The 18,182-nt window shown below is 59.6% G+C and carries 14 protein-coding genes; 3 read left to right on the forward strand and 11 right to left on the reverse strand.

Going from position 1 to position 18,182, the window contains the following annotated elements; translation table 11 throughout:
- Window positions 1–113 precede the first annotated feature (113 nt).
- Together VGN12_28775 and VGN12_28780 are read left to right on the forward strand one after the other, a co-directional pair.
- Complete coding sequence (locus VGN12_28775) at window positions 114–632, forward strand: sigma-70 family RNA polymerase sigma factor (protein HEY4313480.1); 519 nt, start codon at window positions 114–116, stop codon at window positions 630–632.
- 1 nt (window position 633) lies between these two features.
- A complete protein-coding gene (locus tag VGN12_28780) occupies window positions 634–1,407 on the forward strand; it encodes an anti-sigma factor (protein ID HEY4313481.1) in 774 nt (257 codons plus the stop codon).
- A 63-nt stretch (window positions 1,408–1,470) separates the two neighbouring features.
- Here VGN12_28780 and VGN12_28785 read toward each other — a convergent pair whose 3' ends face one another.
- From VGN12_28785 to coxB, 10 genes are read right to left on the reverse strand one after another with little or no spacing between them, the layout of a single operon-like run.
- Window positions 1,471–3,441: a PAS domain S-box protein gene (locus tag VGN12_28785; GenBank protein HEY4313482.1), complete on the reverse strand. Its 1,971-nt coding sequence runs from the start codon at window positions 3,439–3,441 to the stop codon at window positions 1,471–1,473.
- A 53-nt stretch (window positions 3,442–3,494) separates the two neighbouring features.
- Window positions 3,495–4,040, reverse strand: a complete 546-nt coding sequence (locus VGN12_28790; GenBank protein ID HEY4313483.1) for a hypothetical protein — start codon at window positions 4,038–4,040, stop codon at window positions 3,495–3,497.
- Window positions 4,037–6,565, reverse strand: coding sequence for a cytochrome c oxidase assembly protein (locus VGN12_28795; protein ID HEY4313484.1), 2,529 nt, complete (start codon window positions 6,563–6,565; stop codon window positions 4,037–4,039). The genes VGN12_28790 and VGN12_28795 overlap by 4 nt, the downstream gene beginning before the upstream one ends.
- A 55-nt stretch (window positions 6,566–6,620) precedes the next feature.
- Window positions 6,621–8,069: a cytochrome b N-terminal domain-containing protein gene (locus VGN12_28800; GenBank protein HEY4313485.1), complete on the reverse strand. Its 1,449-nt coding sequence runs from the start codon at window positions 8,067–8,069 to the stop codon at window positions 6,621–6,623.
- Between the two features lie 12 nt (window positions 8,070–8,081).
- Window positions 8,082–8,618: a Rieske 2Fe-2S domain-containing protein gene (locus VGN12_28805; protein ID HEY4313486.1), complete on the reverse strand. Its 537-nt coding sequence runs from the start codon at window positions 8,616–8,618 to the stop codon at window positions 8,082–8,084.
- Window positions 8,615–9,403, reverse strand: coding sequence for a c-type cytochrome (locus VGN12_28810; GenBank protein HEY4313487.1), 789 nt, complete (start codon window positions 9,401–9,403; stop codon window positions 8,615–8,617). The genes VGN12_28805 and VGN12_28810 overlap by 4 nt, the downstream gene beginning before the upstream one ends.
- Before the next feature lie 56 nt (window positions 9,404–9,459).
- Window positions 9,460–10,257, reverse strand: a complete 798-nt coding sequence (locus VGN12_28815) for a hypothetical protein (protein ID HEY4313488.1) — start codon at window positions 10,255–10,257, stop codon at window positions 9,460–9,462.
- A 35-nt stretch (window positions 10,258–10,292) separates the two neighbouring features.
- A complete protein-coding gene (locus tag VGN12_28820; GenBank protein ID HEY4313489.1) occupies window positions 10,293–10,925 on the reverse strand; it encodes a heme-copper oxidase subunit III in 633 nt (210 codons plus the stop codon).
- A 12-nt stretch (window positions 10,926–10,937) separates the two neighbouring features.
- Window positions 10,938–12,581, reverse strand: coding sequence for a cytochrome c oxidase subunit I (gene ctaD / locus VGN12_28825; GenBank protein ID HEY4313490.1), 1,644 nt, complete (start codon window positions 12,579–12,581; stop codon window positions 10,938–10,940).
- 20 nt (window positions 12,582–12,601) lie between these two features.
- Entirely contained in the window at window positions 12,602–13,612 is a 1,011-nt protein-coding gene (gene coxB, locus VGN12_28830; GenBank protein ID HEY4313491.1) for a cytochrome c oxidase subunit II, read from the reverse strand.
- Window positions 13,613–14,192: 580 nt separating this feature from the next.
- On the opposite strand from coxB, the gene VGN12_28835 reads away from it, so the two are divergent.
- On the forward strand, window positions 14,193–16,589 hold the full coding sequence (locus VGN12_28835) for a glycoside hydrolase family 15 protein (GenBank protein HEY4313492.1): 2,397 nt from the start codon (window positions 14,193–14,195) through the stop codon (window positions 16,587–16,589).
- Between the two features lie 25 nt (window positions 16,590–16,614).
- Here VGN12_28835 and VGN12_28840 read toward each other — a convergent pair whose 3' ends face one another.
- Window positions 16,615–17,727 carry a hypothetical protein gene (locus VGN12_28840; protein ID HEY4313493.1) on the reverse strand — a complete coding sequence of 371 codons (1,113 nt, stop codon included), beginning with the start codon at window positions 17,725–17,727 and terminating at the stop codon, window positions 16,615–16,617.
- Between the last annotated feature and the right edge of the window lie 455 nt (window positions 17,728–18,182).

Here is an 18,182-nt window from a genome sequence, read left to right on the forward strand (position 1 = left end):
AGGATCGGGAAAAATTCCCGGGAAATTTCGTGCGATTTTGCGGGAATAAATCGCAGCAATTAGCAGTCTAGACTTGCAAGGGATGCAGTTTTGGCGAAAGGACAACGAGTCGCTTGCAGGACACAGAGCGGGCTAGCTTCGAAGAGGCGGTCTTGCCACATCTCGACGCGGCGTACAACTTGGCGCGCTGGCTAACGCGCAACGAGGCGGACGCGGACGATTGTGTGCAAGAGGCGTTTCTACGCGCCTATCGCTTCTATGCGGGCTTTCACGGCGTCAATTGCCGCGCCTGGCTGTTGACGATCGTGCGCAACACATGCTGCACTTGGCTGCAGGCCCATCGTGCCAGAAAACCGACCGTCACGTTCGACGAAGAGATGCACAGCACCGCAAGCACCGCGCCTGATGCGGAATTATTAGGGAAGATCGACCGAGAACTGCTGCGCAAAGCAATCGACGAGTTACCGCTTGAGTTTCGCGAGGTCATTGTGCTCCGAGATATCGATGGTACTTCCTACAAGGACATCGCCGAAATCGTGGGCATCCCCTTAGGCACGGTCATGTCGCGTCTGACGCGCGCTCGCGGGCGGCTGCAACATGGCCTGGCACGACAATTGGGCTCGGAGTCCTGACGTGGATTGCCAACAAGCAAAATATCTGTTGCCCGGCTACATCGACCGTGAGTTGGACCTGGTCCACAGTGTCGAGTTTGAAGAACACCTCGAAGGCTGCAGCGCCTGCAAGTCGGCGCACGAGCAACAGCAGGCGCTGCAAAGTGCCATCGGTGGTGCGTCGCTCTCCTACCGCGCGCCGACCGAATTGCGCAAGCGCATTCAAAGCCAACTCCGCCGAGTCGACGAACCAAAGATGACGTGGAATCGACGGTTGCGGTCCAATTCCGCGCTGGCGACCGCCGCCATGTTATTGGTGGCTGCAACGTGGGCCATCGGCCACAATTGGGCGGGAAACAAGAGTGACGGAGTCATTGATCAGGTCGTGGCCAGCCATGTCCGTTCCCTGTTGGTAGATCACGTCGCCGACGTGGCATCGTCGGACCGGCATCAGGTGAAGCCCTGGTTCAGCGGAAAGCTCGACTACGCGCCTGAGTTCGATGATTTCGCATCGCAGGGCTTCCCTCTCTCGGGCGGTCGACTCGACTATGTGAATCGTCGGCCGGTTGCGGCGATGGTGTATGGCCGCCGAAAGCACGTGATTAATCTCTTTTGCTGGCCAGCTACTAGCGAGCGAACTGCCCCGATTCAACTGCTGGACCGGCAAGGCTATCACCTAGCGCACTGGGTCAAATCCGGGTTGGAGTTTTGGGCAGTCTCGGATCTGAATACCACCGAGCTGCGCGAATTTGCAGAATTGCTCCAAGCCGCGGGTACTGATTCAGCCGCCAACTAGACGCCGCGTGATTATTCGTGAACGGAGTTGTCCGCCGGCAGAATTCACGATTATGGACGCCCGCTAAATCTGATTCGCCGCCGCGGGCAGTTCGATCGTGAACGTGGTGCCTTCTCCCATCACGCTATCGACATGGATCTGGCCCTGGTGATCCTTGATGGTGCCATGCACCAGACTGAGGCCCAGCCCCATGCTCCCCGTTTTTCGACGCATTGTGAAAAAGGGGTCGAAGATGTGCATCTGCACGTCGCGCGGGATGCCGGGCCCGTCGTCGCTGATCTTCACTTCGTAATGGTCGTTCGAGGCGGCTGTCACGATCTGAATCTGAATGCGCTCACGCTGCCGAGATTCGATCGAGTTGCGCAGCAGGTTCGTCAACGCCTGCTCGACGGCAATCGAATTCATCATCACTAATCCCACCTCGGCGGCAAGGTTCACGTGAATCTGCGCTCCGCGTTCCAGGGCGTATTTGTGCGTACGTCCGACGGCCCCCTGCACAACCTCGTTGAGCGCCTGCGGAGCCTTGTCCGTTGGCTCCTGGCGGGCGAAATGCAGTATGTTCTTGACGATCCTGCCGCAGCGCTGTGCGTCGGCCTTGATCCCTTCCAGGCAGCGTGCCAGGGCCTCGTCGTCCCCTGCCGCCTGTGCGGCCATGGCCATCTCGGCGGCCAGCAAGATCGTACCGACCGGATTATTGATCTCGTGGGCGATTCCCGCAGCCAGCGTGCCCAAGGACGCCAGCCGCTCGGCCGATCGTAACGTCTGCTGCGACGCCTCGAGGGCGCGCGTCCGCGAACGAACCAGTTCTTCCAGATGCTCGCGATAACGCGCCAACTCCAAGTCCGAGGCTCGACGCTCGTTGATGTCTTCCAGAATGCCGATATAGCGAAACGGTTCGCCGTCCCGATCACGTATTAACGTGGTGGTCAAGCGCCCCCACACCACTCGGCCGTCTTTGGTGATATGCCGCTTGTCGCGCGTATAGTGCGAGGTCACGCCTCGGGCGAGCTCGGCCGTCTTTTCGCGTCCCTCGGCGAGATCGTCCGGATGCGTGATATCGTAGGGCGTGATCTTCGTTAACTCCGCCTCGGAATAACCAAGCATCTCGCACAAGGCACGGTTGGCGCGCTGCACGCGCTGCCGGGCATCCAACATGAACATGCCGACCGGAATCGACTCGAAGGCCATGCGAAAGCGCTCTTCGCTTTCGGCCAGCTTCATCTGCGCCAGCTTCTGAGCGCTGATGTCGCGCGTCATTGCGAGCACCGTTTGCACGACGCCGCTGGCGTCTAATTCCGGAATTAAGCGCGCCTCGAAATATCGAACGCGATCTGGCCCCTCGTACGCGAATTCACTTTCGACGATCTGGCCACTATCAAAGGCCTTTAACCTTGACTCGTTCCACTCCGCCACCAGGTGCGCCGGCATTTCCAATTCGGCGTTAGTCTTTCCCAGAAACACCTCACGCGGCAGCCCCGTAACTTCCTCGACGCGGCGATTTACGTACAAATGCTGGCCCGGGCGATTAAAGCGGGCGATGACGTCCGGAGCATTCTCGGCCAGAGAACGCATCTCGTCGTCCCGCCCGCGCAATTCGCGTTCGACCGTTTTTTGCTGGGAAATGTCGATGCTGATGCCCAGGACTTCACGAACTTGTCCCGATTTATCCAGCACGGGTATGAAGTAAGCGATATAGAAAAACGTTCCCAGTGGGCCGGGGAACGCGCATTCGGCCGTTTGCGGTTTTCCCGTGGTGATGGCAGCACACAGCAGCGGCATGTACGACTGCGTGACTTGAATGGGCAGCAAGTCTTCGTCGCGGAGTCCGATGACTTCTTTTTCCGTCCGGCCCTGCATCTGACCCATCGCTTTGTTGATAAAGCGAAATCGTCGCTGTTCGTCATAGACGACACAGGGAAAAGGCAGGCCGTCAAAGATTGCCCGAAAACGCTCGTGCCAGCTGGGCGACTCGTCGTCGGACGTCGACTGGGATGCGTCACCGTCTTGGGTTGAGATTCGGGATTGGCTTGGCATCAGAGCCTCCACCGGAGTTGGGCAAGCGTCTCGGCCTGGCGTGTACGCCCAGTCTAGCCGAAGGTTGATTTTTTCGCGGCTCTTTTTCGCACTAGAAACTGGTGAACCGAGAAAAGCGCGATCGGAATGATGGGCCAGCCCACCCACAAGCTCGTGTCAAACCAGGCGGGGGTTGAAGCGCGGACAGCCAATTCAAAGCCGACGGAATGCTGCTCGCCATTGGCGCTGGTCACGTCGACTGTCACCTGCCAATCGCCGGCCGGCTGCAAATTTAGAAGTGCCGAGCGAAGCAGCTTGTTCGTCGCCTCGGCGCTGGTGGCATTTCGCGTAGTTACGGATCCCGACGCTGCGTGCCGGGCAGTAACTGTCACCCCAACGTCGGCAACCACGCTGCCGGTATCGACGTCTTGCACGCAAACCGTGAAATCGGTCTCTCCCGTGCCGAGCATCGACCGGGAAGCGAAAACCGAGAGTCGCCAGCTTCCCACTTGCTCGCTGACACATAACTTCCCACCGTCGGCCTGCGCTCTCACCGCGGCGCCGGCGATGACCATCGCAATAGTGGCGCCCGTAAGAAAACGTAGGTAGTGATCGATCACGGCGTCCCTCCCAAAGCGCTATTGGCCGGCAATGTTCCTCGCATCTCCATGGGTTGATGCACAATCCAAATCGCGAGCACAAACAGTGCGACGATTAGAGCGGACCAGGGCAAGAACTTCTTTAGGGTGCGTCGTAACGACGACGGATCGTTGGCGGCCCGGAAAACGAGGTACAGCGACATGAGCAAACCGACATCGAGACTGAAAATCTCGGCTCTCAGCAACCAATCGGGCGGATCGATTGCACAGCAACGGCGCGCGATGCTCTGCGTGCCGGCGATCTTCCAGCCCCAGTCCCCGGCCAGGCGTACCGTGGCCGGCAGCCAGGTGTTTGCCCCGACAACCAGGTGAAATCCGTAATGGGCCAGCCACATCGCGGCGCCGATCGGTGCGAGTGCCGGTGCGAATTGAGATACGACACCAGTGACGCTTGCAGCGAGGTCTTTCGAATCTCTCGCCAAGAAGCTAACGACCGTCAGCAACAAAAGAGGGATCACGATCAGGGACGTCAGCAGGTACATCGTCTCGACGGCCATCGGCGAAAAGCCTGTCGCGCGCTCGAGCCACTGCTCGGCATCCACGACCGGCGCGATCATGCCGGCAGCATTTGAGAAGGCGGCAAACGTCAAAAATGCAACGAGCGCCGCCACGTCGGCACGCTGCCCCAGCGGCGCCGCTACGTCTGAAGCACTGCGCGGCGCATCCGCCGTTCGAATGGCCGTCAAGATGCCAACGTTCGCCACCGGGCAAGCATGCACGCAATCTAGACAGAATGTGCAATCCAGATTGTCGCGCTTGCGCGGCACGTGCAATTGCATTTCGCAGCCGCGTACGTTATCGCCTCCTCGCATGCATTCCTTCGTACGACACGAGGCACATACCGACGTGTCCCTCACGCGCACCTGCCACGGCGAAACCAGCGACTGCACGAACTGAAACTGCCCGACCGGACAGACGTATTTACAAAATGCCGCCCCGCGAAAAACAACGTCAACGACGAATGCTAGGACGAAATAACCGACAATGATCCAGGCCGTCCACCAAGGGCTTAGCCACAGATCGAGCGCTTCATAGGCCCAAAAGAAGAGCAGCAACAGGCCCACCGCGAGCCATTTCGAACGCAGCCAGGTCGGCCAATTCCAACGAGGCGACACAAAGCGGCGCGCGACGGCCCTGGGCAACGTCAAAGGGCACGCCATGCAAAACAAATTGCCCGCGAACAACAGCGTCAGCACCAGGATGCCGCGCCAATGCACCCACGGTAACACTCCGGCCAGATTGAGCGGCGCGACGTCGGGGCCCGTAAATCCGTCGATTACGATCACCGTGGCCAGCAGGAACAGCCCACATTGCAGAATTCGCCGCGTATAGGGCCAACTCAGTACAGGCCCGAGGACGGGAATTCGCAGCAAGTCTGCGGACATAACTTTCCGCGATGGCCCGGCAAGGGTTGTCATCACTCCTTCGCCGCCAGCAAATTGCCGCGTGGACGCAAGACTCGCCAGCGCCAAACCGGTCGGATTTCGCGGAAGAACATCGAACATCGGCGATCGTGTAATGATCGGAAGGGCCACGTAGGCAGCAGATTGCGTTTTTGCAGAATATGCCATGGCGATAGCGGGCCGAGGCCAGGCCGGTCCAATTTGCCGGGCTGAGAATCTGCCCTCACTCACGCGTGACTCCTCGCCACGATGCGTGCCGCGAATCCGACGCCCTGGATAGAGCAGTTGTGTCGCGATCCATGCGAGCGGCACCAGATAAGCAAGCGTACCCAGCACCCACATCAAGGCCCCTGCCACCGCCTGATCGGTCAGCGCCGAGAGGCCGCCAACGCGCGGCACGGCATCATAACGCGGATAGACGACGTGATCCGCAAAGGTCAAGAACGCACAGAGCACTGTCGCAGGCATCGCCGCCAGAAACAGATACGGGAGCATTGCCGCCCGTGGCCACAGCGGTCGACTGGGCCAAGGTTGCACGACGGGCCACCAGAACAACATCGCGCTAACAAAAAAACAGGCATGTTCCGCTATGTGCCAAAACTCACTGCCGAGCGCCAACTCGTACATCACCGGGATGTGCCAGATCCACAGCATGACCGTGGCCGCCACCCAGCCTGTCGGCGGATACGTGAGCCACTCGACGGCGATGTGAACGGCCCGCAACCGCAGCAATGGAGCGATCCAATACCTCAGCACCTCGCGCGGTAAACCGCGCATTAAAGGTAGCTGCGGCGTGCCGAGCAGCAACAAGGGCGGCGCGACGTACATCAGCAACATGTGCTGAACCATGTGCGCCGAAAGCAAGAGCCCCGAAAACGGCTCAAGCGGCGAACAGACCGCCAATAACAGCGCCGCAAGTCCAGCAAAGAACGCCGTTAGATGGTAACCGGTCCAATGCGAGCCGGGCCGAAGAACAAGCTGCCGCCAGCCGCGCGCGTAGATGACCCCAGTAATGACGCACGCGAAAATCGTCCAGGGAGCCAGCGACCACGAGCGAAGAAACGCGGCGACAGTCGGATTCATGATCGCTGCGCTCGATTCTTCTTTGAAGGCGCCTCACAGACGCAGACCATCTAGGCTATTTTCCCGCGGCCACATCGGCAGGCTCGGGCGCGCCCGCGACAGGCTTTCCTAACGTGCTCAAGAACGAGACCAACGCCTCGACCTCGGCGGGCGAAAGCTGCTTGCCGTAAGCCGGCATGTTGCCTCCTCCCTGAATCACCTGACGAATCAGCTCGTCACGCACCAAACGCGTTGAGACAGTTGTCAGGTCTGGGCCGCGTTTCCCCCCTGCTCCGTCCAACGCGTGACAGTTCCGACACGTCTTATTCTGAAACACAGCCGCACCCTGCAATTGCTGTGGCGAAAGATCCTTCACCATCTGCTCGGGCACCGGCGTGCCGCTCCAAGCATTCATATCAGGCGACCACGGGGCGACATTCCCCAACCACCACAGCACGCCATAAACAGCGAAGAACAGCAACACGATCAACACCGTGGCCGGTCGCCGGCGCGGGCTGCGTTCTCCCTTGCCAGCAACGAAAGGGAGCAACACAAGAATTGCGATGCCCACGACCGGCATCACAAGCATGATGGCCGTTTCCATCTGCGGCGGAGATAGCGCCAGCAAGGCGAACAGTGGCAAGAAGTACCAGTCGGGACGTGGCTCGGCCGCGATCAACGTTGGGTCGGGCGGTCCGCTGGGCCCTTTCGGCCCAAACGAGATCGCCAACGCAAACACGACCAGCACGCAACATGCCGAGAAGAGCGCGTCTTTCATAAAATCGTAGGGAAAAAACGGCTCCCCTTCGGCCAATTCCTTTGAGTATTCCGCGTCATAAGTTTGCGGATCTACTGGTCTGCCCGCGCGGGGGCGCGACGAAATGCCTTGCCGTACAACCAGGTACAAATGAGGCACCAACAGCAAAATTGCCAGTGCCGGCAAGACAAACACGTGCAAGCCGAAGAATCGGCTCAGCGTTTCACCACCGATGTTGGGACCGCCGAGTAATACATGCACAAGGGCAGGTCCGATCACTGGAACGCGCCCCGTCATGGCCGCCCCCACGCCGACACCCCAATAGGCATCCTGATCCCAGCGCAGCACCTGGCCGGTGAATGCCAGCCCCAAGGTTACGAACAATAGTCCCACGCCTAACAGCCACGTCAACTCGCGAGGATATTTGAACGCTCCCATCAGGACCACGCGCGTGGCATGACAGACCAACATCACGACCATGCCGGTCGCACTCCAATAATGCACGGCGCGCAGCAGCCAACCAAGCGGTTGCTCGGTATTCAAATATTCCAGACTTGTGTAAGCATCAGCCGCCGACGGCACGTACACCACGGCCAAACAGATGCCTGTGATGATTTGCAGCACGAACATCGATAGCGTGGCGCTGCCAAACACGTAGAACCATCCCAGCCCACGCGGCACGGGATGCACGAGAATCGGCAACATGGCGCTGCGCAGCCCGAGCCGGTCATCCAGCCAGCCAACCACGTTACCCACGATCGATCGCATGTTCGAATTCTTTCAGCCAGGTTGCTGCAGGGTTGGCAAACGCCCGGCCCGGATCGACAGTCGGCCGTTCGCCACACGATTTTCAAGCACATAAAGCCCACGCGGCGGCGGCCCCGAGGCATGACTGCCGTCTTCGTAATACACGCCACCATGACAGGGGCAGAGAAACAGACCCGATTGCGGAAACCAGGAAACGGGGCAGCCCAAGTGCGTGCAGTTCACGGAAAATACTTGAAATACGTCGGGCCCTGCACGCCGAACATAGGCGGCCAAACGTTGCGAATCGCCATCCCACGGTCGATGGAGCGGATCGACAAAGTCGACCAGTCGCGTCTGCTTTTCAGGGAAATCTTCGACCGGCCCCAGGTCAATCCATTCGTTGGTCGGCGTGCGCAGCACCGGCGATAGCAAATAACCCAAGATCGGCACACCCGCTGCCACGGTCGATAGCGCGCCCAGCACAACGCTCAGCCAGCCCAGCACGCGCCGGCGGTGCGGATCAGCCGGCGCGGCATCGGCGGGTGCCTGCGAATGTTCTGTCGTTGTCATAATCCCCCCGCCTGATCGGTCGGCTCTTTGTGGCTATCCATGGGATGTCGCCACGAAGCAAGTAACGCCACGACCTCCGCGATTTGTTGGTTCGAGAGCGGCTTACCGTCGGGCAGCATCGCGCCCAAGCGGCGAAAATCCGGCATGCCAAGATCCGCGCGACCCGTGATCACGATTCGCCGTAGCGCCTGATCACTGATCAGTGATAGAAATGCCGCATCATGCAAAGCCCCGGCCTCCTTGCCTCCTTGCCCCTGCGCGCCATGGCAGTTGCCGCACGCGAGTCCGAAGAGTTGCAAGGCGGTCTCATGGTTCTTTGAGGATTGCCCCTCTGCGGCATCGCCCGGAGCAACATACGCCGGCAGCGACGCAGCGTCCGCGACGTCTGCCTTGCCCCACTTCGACCGCACGCCGCGCACGAGAATCGCGATCTGCTCATCGGTCAACGTGCCGCCGCTCCCTCTTGAAAAGGCGGGCATCAAAGTCGACGTGCGTCCCTGGGAAACTACACGTGTGAATTCGGCATCGGGAATAATGGCCAGGAAGAGCGAGTCATTCAGGGGTGGCGCCGGACCAAACTTGCCGTCAGCGCCGTGACAACCCGAACAGTTCTGGGCAAACAGTTTCACAAAGTCGCGGATCTCGCCAGGCCGCTCGAAGTGCTTGAGCGCTTCGCGACGTCCGCAGCCCGCCAGTGCCATAACCGCGAGTGCCACGGCCGCCAGCGCGCAGCACAAGCCGATAATACGGCGTGAATCTGGCAGCGTTCTCGAATTAACGTTCATAAAGACGATGGCACACGTTTCACAAGCAGAATTGGATTCGAAAACGACATTGTTGGCTAAACCGGACGCAAAGGGACCTTCTTCGATCGCACCACGACCAGGCCGGCCGTCGCGCCGTAAACGACTTGCGAAGCAATGAACCACGGCCAATCGACGCGCGAGTTCATTACCGGGTTCAGCACGCCCATAAAGCCATATATGGCGCCTGTCCATAACAGCGGCGCGATCACTCCGCCCCATAACACGGGATAGCGTGGCAAGGTCGGCAATAAAATTCCGTAAAACAATCCGGACGTCGCCGACACAATTGTGTGAATCACCAAGCCAAGCACAAGCGCCGTCGCATCGAATTGCTCGAGCTCGGCGCCCGTCATTTCGGACATTGATGGAAGCAACATCGCGGCCAGCAGATTCACCGGGTACCAAATCCCGCGCCCACTCACTAGGCCGTAGGCCAAGGCAACGATGGCCATGGCTGCGCCGCCGACGATGCCGCCGCGCACACCGGTCGAGTAAGGATGCACCTGGGCTGGCACTTGCATGCGCGCGATAAAGCCGCGCGGCCTTGATTCAATCGCCACGTCAACTCGTTCGATGGCACGCGCCCGTTGGTCGATCGGCACCCAGGCATGCTCTTCCTCGCCGCGACCGGGTAGCAGTTGCGAAATCCAACGAGCCAGACCGCCGATCAATAACGCCGCCCCTAAGCCCGACAAAGCCCAATTCGTCACACAGCCTGCACACAACAGCGTAATGCCCAGCGAAACGACCAGCGGTGACGCCGTCTCGATCGGCATCCGGATCGTTTCACGGTTCGCGCCGTGCTCGGCCATCGTTGCTTCCGAACTATTCATATTGCGGGTGCCGTCTTGTTGCCTATGCGGTCATGTCAGCGGCCAATGACATACACGACGGTAAAAACCACTAACCACACCGAATCGACGAGATGCCAGTACCAACTCACCACCTCGAAACCCACCTGATGTTGCTGCGATACGAATCGTTTCGCTGACAACGCAAGCATCAACGTCAACACGATCACGCCCACCGTGACGTGCAGCGCATGAAATCCGACCAAGGTGAAATAGGTCGTGCCGAAAAGGTTCGTACCAATCGTGAGTCCGTGCTCGACGATCAAGTCGCGCCACTCCGCCGCCGTCCCCGCCAAGAACGCAATTCCCAGGAGAATCGTCGCGGCCAGCCATCGGCGAAAGGCAGACAAGTCTCCTTGACGAAGTGCGCTGTTTGCCCAATGCACGGTAAAGCTGCTCGACACGAGCGCAATGGTGCCGGCGATCACCAGCGGCCAGCGCAGCACCTCGGCCGGCGTTGGTCCTATCGTGTCTTTTCCCAAATAGGTGATGTACGCCACGATCAACGTGCTGAAGAACGCCGCTTCGGAACAAATGAAGCACGCCATCCCGACCTGCACGCGATGCTCTTCGTTGAAATCGGCGGCCGGGAATCCACGATGATGCCCGTGGCCGGTTGCGGCGGCGCTAGTCAGATGTGCTTCACTCATGAATCGGGTGTCCTACTCGTGTTCCCAGTCGGGATCTTCCGGATGCTTCAAATCCCATAGCGGCCGGCGGCTCCGCACGATCGGGATTTCTTCGAAGTTGTAGTGCGCCGGGGGCGAAGTCGTGGCCCATTCGAGCGTCCACGCATCCCACGGATCATCACCGCTCGATTCCCCGCGCCGCCACGACACAAACAGATTCCAGAAGAAGAACAAGAAGCTGACCGCCAGCAGCATGGCGCCGACAGTCGAAAGCTGATTCCAGATCGTCCAACCACGATCGGCCGAATACGTGTAAATGCGCCTCGGCATTCCCAGCAGGCCGGCGATATGCATGGGAAAAAAGGTGAGGTTAAAGCCGGCAAGCATCAGCCAGAAGTGCCAGCGTGCCAGGCGCTCGCTCAACAAACGGCCGGTCATCTTCGGAAACCAGAAGTAATAGGCGGCCATGATGGCGAACAAGCTGCCGCCAAACAGCACATAATGAAAATGCCCGACCACGAAGTAGCTGTCGCTGACTTGCCAGTCGATCGGCACCGCGGCCAGCATAATGCCAGTCAATCCTCCGATTAGAAACATCGCCAAAAAGCCCACCGCGAACAGCATTGGCGATTGCATGCGAATCTTGCCGCCGTAAATCGTGGCGATCCAGTTGAACATCTTGATGCCGGTCGGCACCGCGATCAGAAACGACGCTCCCGAAAAAATCGCATCCAAGGCATCGCTCATGCCTACCGTGAACATGTGATGCGCCCAGACCCCCATCGAGATCACGCCGATCACCACTGTTGCCGCCGCGACCGACTCGTAGCCAAAAATCACCTTGCGCGAAAAGACGGGCACGACCTCGGAAATGATTCCAAAGGCCGGCAGCGCCATGATGTACACTTCGGGATGCCCGAAGAACCAGAACAGGTGCTGCCATAACAATGCCGAGCCGCCGGCCTGCGTATCGAAAAAATGCGCGCCCAACCCCCTATCCAGCAGCAACATGATCGCGGCAGCCGTGAACGGCGGCAGTGCAAAGATCAATAACACACCATCGAACATCATCATCCACACGAACAGCGGCACCCGCGCCAGCGACATGCCGGGGGCTCGCATGACCAGAATCGTGGTCACCAAATTCACGGCCGTGGCCGTGGTGCCGATGCCGCTGACCATGAGTCCGAGAATCCAATAGTCGGTGCTATGGTCGCGCGAAAAGGCGTACTCCGTCAGCGGCGCATAGGCGAACCAACCTACGTTCGGAGCACCCCCGGCCAGAAAGCTCAGGTACGTCAGCGTTCCGCCGAAGGCGAACATCCAGTAGCTGAAGGCATTCAACCGGGGAAACGCCATATCCCGCGCACCGATCATCAGCGGAATCAGGTAATTTCCAAATCCGAATAGCATCGGCATGACGACGAAGAAGACCATCGTCGTGCCGTGCATGGTAAAGAGCTGGTTGAACATGTCCGGTCCAACCAGGTGAGAGTCCGGCACCCACAGCTGCGCGCGTATGATCAGCGCCTCGAGCCCCCCCACGGCCATGAATATCAGGCTCGTGATGATGTACAGGATGCCGATCTGCTTGTGGTCGAGCGTCGTCGCCCACGACGGCGCACGTTGGGCGACCGGTGGCGAAACGTTCTCGGCGGGATGATCGAGCACAGCCATATAAGCAGAACGAACGACAATTAGTGCAGGGTTTCCAAATAATCGACAACCGCGTCAATCTCAGCCGAACTGAGACGCATGTTGGGCATCTCGGAACCCGGTTTGATCGAGTCCGGATCGGCGATCCAAGCGCGCAGTTGCTCGTGATCGTTGTCAGCGGCGCCCGCCGCGATCGTACGGCGCGTCATCAGATGCGTCAGGTCCGGGCCCACCGTCCCGTGGGCCGCAGTGCCGCGAATCGTGTGACAATTGACGCAGGAAAGCGACAGAAATCGCTCGCGCCCCTTGGTGACGTTCGCCAGCGCCAGCGCCGGCTGTGCCTCGTTTTTGCGCCACGCCTGGAATGACTCCGCGCTTTCGGCCACAACGCGCAGCTTCATGTTGGCGTGCTGCATACCGCAGAACTCGGCGCATTGACCGAAGAACGTCCCCGGCTCTTCGGCCGTAAACCACATGTGGTTAGTCTGCCCTGGCACCAGGTCGGTTTTTCCGGCCAAGCGTGGCACCCAAAAACTGTGGATCACGTCGGCCGACAACAGCTCAACCTCGATTCGTGCCGGCTGGCCATCCGTGCCCGTCGGCACGTGCAATTCATTGGCGGTATGCACGCCCGCGCCGGGCTGCTCATCGAGATAGACGACGTCCCACCACCATTGATGGCCAATCAATTGCACGCGCAGTGCTGGAGGATCGTCGTTTCCTTCCTGCGCTTCGAAAACGCTGCGCACGACCACGAGAAACAACACAAACACGATCAACAGTGGCGCCACGGTCCAAGCCACTTCCAGCGGCTGACTGCCGTAAACCTGCGCGGGCTCCGGGTCGTTCCCCGCCTTTCGGCGGCGATATCGCCAAGCCGCGTAGACCAGCATCCCCTCGACGAGGGCAAAGATGGCCCCCGTGATGCCGAAGACCAGGTAGAACAGATCGCGGATCGAAGCCGCGGGCCGAGACGCGGGATGAAATACCGACAAGTCATCCGCCGCGGCCGAGCGGACCAAAGCAACGAGCAGAATTGACGCGAGGCACAAGGCGCAGCGCCAGGCACGCCGCCGACTCGCTGTTGCTCGAAAGCCATTTCCGTGCTGTGCGTCGCCCATCATTCCTTGACAGCGATCGAGGGACTATCGAGTACTTGCCGGCCCACGGACCTAAACGCCGCAAGCGGAGGCAATTAGTTTGCGATAGCATCTGCGCCACGCGGCAGGCCTATCGTCTGCTACTTTTTGCCCGGCTAGTCATCGATAAGAGGATTTCGCGTCCCGAACTACATCCGGCCGTGAATGCGTGTGCAGTGTACCGCTTCGGCAATCGGTCGCCAAGCATTATCGGCAGGCATCAAATAACCGGCGCAGGGCGCCGGCTCTAACGAATCTTCGGGGGCACAGGCGTTCACAGCGAGCGCAATCGCCCACGAATGAGGCCCGACGGCATGCGAGGGACATTCCGGCAGCGTAAACTTGCAGGCCTGGGATCAAGCCATCCCCAAGCTACCTTTCCCGCCACCCGGCGGATGCGCACCTGGGGTTGCGAACAGCAGCCAGGCATCGCGGTGGCCGATCGTCAGCGGCAGAGCGTGCCGCGCCAACTTTTTGTCAGGAGTCTTTCCACGTGGCGGAATTGTTGAACAAGAATCCTGCGACCGGTGCCCCCGGAATTCCTCCACGCTGGACACGAGCCAATAAGGAAGGGGTCGGCACCGCCTATTCCGATCTCAGCCGCATCTGGTTCACAATGTCGCGCGGGACGATCAACGAAGTCTCTTTTCCGACAATTGATCGACCTCAGATTCGCGACTTGCAATACATGGTGACCGACGGCGAGACCTTCTTTCACGACGGCCGGCGGCACGCTCACCACGTTTCCACATGCCTCGCTCCGAATACGCTCGGCTATCGCATTACCACACACTGTCCTCAGGGGCGCTACACGCTCGAACGGCAAGTGATCACCGATCCGCACCGTCCCTGCTTGCTCTTGCACACCAAGTTGGATGCGCCGGACGATCTGCTTCACAAGCTAAAGCTTTACGTCCTGTTGGCGCCGCACCTCGACGTAGGAGGTTGGAACAATAACGGCAATGTCGCGCAGACGCCGCACGGATTGGCTCTGACGGCGCACAAGAATGGCATCTGGCTTGCGATGCAGGCGACGATCCCCTTTGCCAAGACTTCGTGCGGATATGTTGGCATCACCGATGGCTGGCAAGACCTGGCCCATGATTTTCGCATGGACTGGCAATTCGATTCGGCCACCGACGGCAATATCGCGCTGACCGGCGAGCTTGATCTGAGCGTGAGCCACGAGTTCACCTTGGCGCTCAGCTTCGGCTACACCATGCACCAGGCGCTCGTTTCCATCGCGCAATCGTTGAGCGAGCCATTTGACGCCCACTTGAAAACGTTTACCGGCCAATGGGCCCGCGCCGCCGACCATCTGCGTACGGAACCCATTCCCCACGCAGGCGACGGCGGGAATCTCTACCGCACCAGCCATAGCTTGATCTTGGCGCATGAAGACAAGATCTTCGACGGCGCTACGATCGCCTCGCTCAGCACGCCGTGGGGCGAGGTTATGGGAGACGATGCCCTCGGCGGCTACCACCTGGTGTGGACCCGCGACATGTGCAACAGCGCCACCGGGCTGCTGGCCGCGGGGCATACAAAGCCACCGCTGCGGGCGCTGATTTACCTGGCCTGTTCGCAATGCCCCGACGGCGGCTTTTTTCAAAACTTTTGGATCAGTGGCGAGCCGTACTGGCGCGGCGTGCAGTTGGACGAAGTTTCGTTCCCAATCATGCTCGCCTGGCGTCTGCAGGCTGCGGACGGACTAGACGGCTTCGATCCCTGGCCCATGATTCGCAACGCCGCCGGCTACTTAATTGAGCATGGTCCCGCCACGCCACAGGAGCGCTGGGAAGAGAATGGCGGATATTCGCCGTCAACATTGGCCGCAAATATCGCAGGCCTGATTTGCGCCGCCAGTTTCGCGCGCCAACGACGTGACGAAACCACGGCCAACTTGCTGGAAGACTACGCCGATTTTCTCGAATCGCACGTCGACCAATGGACCGTCACGACGGCCGGCGAACTCGTGCCTGGCATTTCACGGCATTACATCCGCCTGCATCCCGTAACTCCGGGCGATCCGTTCGCGGACGAGGACCCGAACCGCGGCTGGATCGAGTTGAAGAATCAACCTCCCGGCGCGCCGACTGGTTTTCCGGCAAAGAACATTGTTGACGCGGGTTTCCTGGAACTGGTGCGCTATGGTATTCGCGCGGCGGGCACGCCGCTGATGGAAGATTCCCTGCGCGTCATCGACGCGGTGCTTCGCGTTGATACACCGTACGGGCCATGCTGGCATCGCTACAATCACGACGGCTATGGTCAGAAACTGGACGGCGGCCCGTTCGAGGGTTGGGGGCACGGGCACGCCTGGCCGTTGTTAACCGGCGAGCGGGGGCATTACGAACTTGCGGCCGGCCACAGCCCGACTCCTTACATTCATGCGATGGAAAAATTCGCTACGCCCACCGCGCTACTACCTGAGCAGGTCTGGGATCAACCGGACAAGCCCGAAGCAATGTTGTACTTCGGCCGTGAAACCGGCGCGGCGATGCCGCTGGTCTGGGCGCATGGCGAGTATATCAAGCTGCTGCGATCCACGTCCGATGGCCGCGTCTTCGACCTGCTTCCACCGGTGGCCGAGCGGTATCTTTCGCAGCGAGATCGACAACCGATCGAAATCTGGAAATTCAATCGACAGCCGCCCACGATTGCTGCCGGAACTCGTTTAAAGATTATCGCGCGAACGGCGTTTCGGTTGCACTGGTCGATTGATGAGTGGCAGCACACCAATGATTCCGACTCAACTCATACCGCCATCGGTCAGAATTACTGCGACATTCCGGTGGAGTCAGCCCAGCGGGCACCAGTCCGCTTCACCTTCTATTGGCTCGATGCGGGTCGGTGGGAAGGGCGCGATTTCGTCATCAATGTGACCTGACAAGTCACGAGTTCAAGCCACAACGTTACTGTCCTGCGCCAATGACGGGTTCTTGCGCCAGGCCGATGCTACGGTCATGGTCGAGTGTCACCGTCACGGTCTTTTTCTGCCAGCTTACGCGGGCGCGCATTGGCGGCATGGCAGGAGCAGCCGCTGGCGAACCCGCCGGAACGGCGGGCTGTAGAAGCTGCAATCCGGCCAACGCATGCCCCACTCCAAAAGATCGGCGCGAAATACACAACACCACCGGCGGGCGCGAAGCGCCCGATAAGGCCGACATCTCAGCGAATTGCGACTGAACTTCGCTATCGCGAGTGATCGAGATACTGTCGTCGGCCGAGAGAAAACGTACCCGCTGCCATTGCGCTTGATTCTCGGCAGTGGCGCTGGCCAAATAATCACTGAGCGCCAGGTTTACGATCTTCACGGAGTTACCCAACTCGCGATCGAAGGCAGCACAAATCGCATCCACGACATGCTCCGAGCATTCTTCTTCCGCCGCCTCATGGCTATCCGAGACGCGTTGCTGGGCGACGCGCTCGGCAAACTTGCCGAGAAGTCGTGGCTGCTGCTTGGCCGTAATTTCCTTGAATACCATATCGCTTTCGGCGATGCACGAGGCCGGTTGGCACGTCAAACCCGTGGCATCAAGGAACATCCGCTTCACCGCGTGAAACGTGACCGTCGCGTCGCTTTCGATCTGTACGCGATGCGAAACGCCCGACCCTGCCAGGCGGACGGTGCCGTCAACGTGAACATCGACGACGACCCGTTGATTGTCCGGAACGGGCACCATGCTGAGCGCGCCTTCGACATGGGCGTTGCCCTGCACCGGGATGTTCAACAGCGTATCTTGAAACGGGCCATCAACGACCAAACGTTCCGGCCGGGCGTGACTCAAGGCCTCGGACGATAGACGGCAATCGAAATCGCCCAAATACGATACGACGGCCAACAGACTGCGTGTGCGTCGATCGAGCCGCTTGGCGCAATCAGCGTCACCCCAGCGAACCCCCAGGACCAACTTCGCATTTCGATCCTTGCTCTCGGTTTCGCGAGATTCTTCAGCCTCTGCGATGCCGGCTGCGCCAAGAATGGCGAAGAATGCTAACGCTCCGACGAGCAGTATTCTTGCCAAGCCTCGCGACTTTGCAAGGGACGCAGATGCGAACAGCGAGCGGGACCGATTGACGGCCCAAGAGGGAAACATGGGGCGCCTCAACTCTGTTTAGGGCAAACACTCTAAGAAGCGTTTGCGATTCTTACGTTTCTCTGCCATTCCTCCCGGGCAGAGTTCGGGCAATCAAGAACAAGACGGAATGCATCGAACTCTCTCAGTCGCAGTTGCCCGAGGCGTTTCCGCCTCAAGGATGCGACTGGCTCAGAAGCAAACCCGATGCCAATATTCGAAACGATGTGCGCATCCATCTGCGACACCGCGTGAAAATCGAAGAATGAGAGGGAAAAGATGTGAGGCTGAGCGAAGAACTCGCTTGCCTAATTCCACAATATGCAGGAAGTCAAACGAAGGATAGGGTCGGACTGCGCATTTTGCAGCCAGTAGCGCGCTAGGGAGTTCGTGACAAGATTCAC

It is taken from the genome of Pirellulales bacterium (assembly GCA_036499395.1).
Lineage (GTDB): Bacteria > Planctomycetota > Planctomycetia > Pirellulales > JACPPG01 > JACPPG01.

Excerpts from the sequence above, each read along its gene's own strand:
- VGN12_28815 (HEY4313488.1), bottom strand. The coding sequence starts at position 10,257 with ATGAATAGTTCGGAAGCAACGATGGCCGAGCACGGCGCGAACCGTGAA.
- VGN12_28800 (HEY4313485.1), bottom strand. The coding sequence starts at position 8,069 with ATGCGATCGATCGTGGGTAACGTGGTTGGCTGGCTGGATGACCGGCTC.
- VGN12_28795 (HEY4313484.1), bottom strand. The coding sequence starts at position 6,565 with ATGAATCCGACTGTCGCCGCGTTTCTTCGCTCGTGGTCGCTGGCTCCC.
- VGN12_28785 (HEY4313482.1), bottom strand. The coding sequence starts at position 3,441 with ATGCCAAGCCAATCCCGAATCTCAACCCAAGACGGTGACGCATCCCAG.
- ctaD (HEY4313490.1), bottom strand. The coding sequence starts at position 12,581 with ATGGCTGTGCTCGATCATCCCGCCGAGAACGTTTCGCCACCGGTCGCC.
- VGN12_28805 (HEY4313486.1), bottom strand. The coding sequence starts at position 8,618 with ATGACAACGACAGAACATTCGCAGGCACCCGCCGATGCCGCGCCGGCT.
- VGN12_28810 (HEY4313487.1), bottom strand. The coding sequence starts at position 9,403 with ATGAACGTTAATTCGAGAACGCTGCCAGATTCACGCCGTATTATCGGC.
- VGN12_28820 (HEY4313489.1), bottom strand. The coding sequence starts at position 10,925 with ATGAGTGAAGCACATCTGACTAGCGCCGCCGCAACCGGCCACGGGCAT.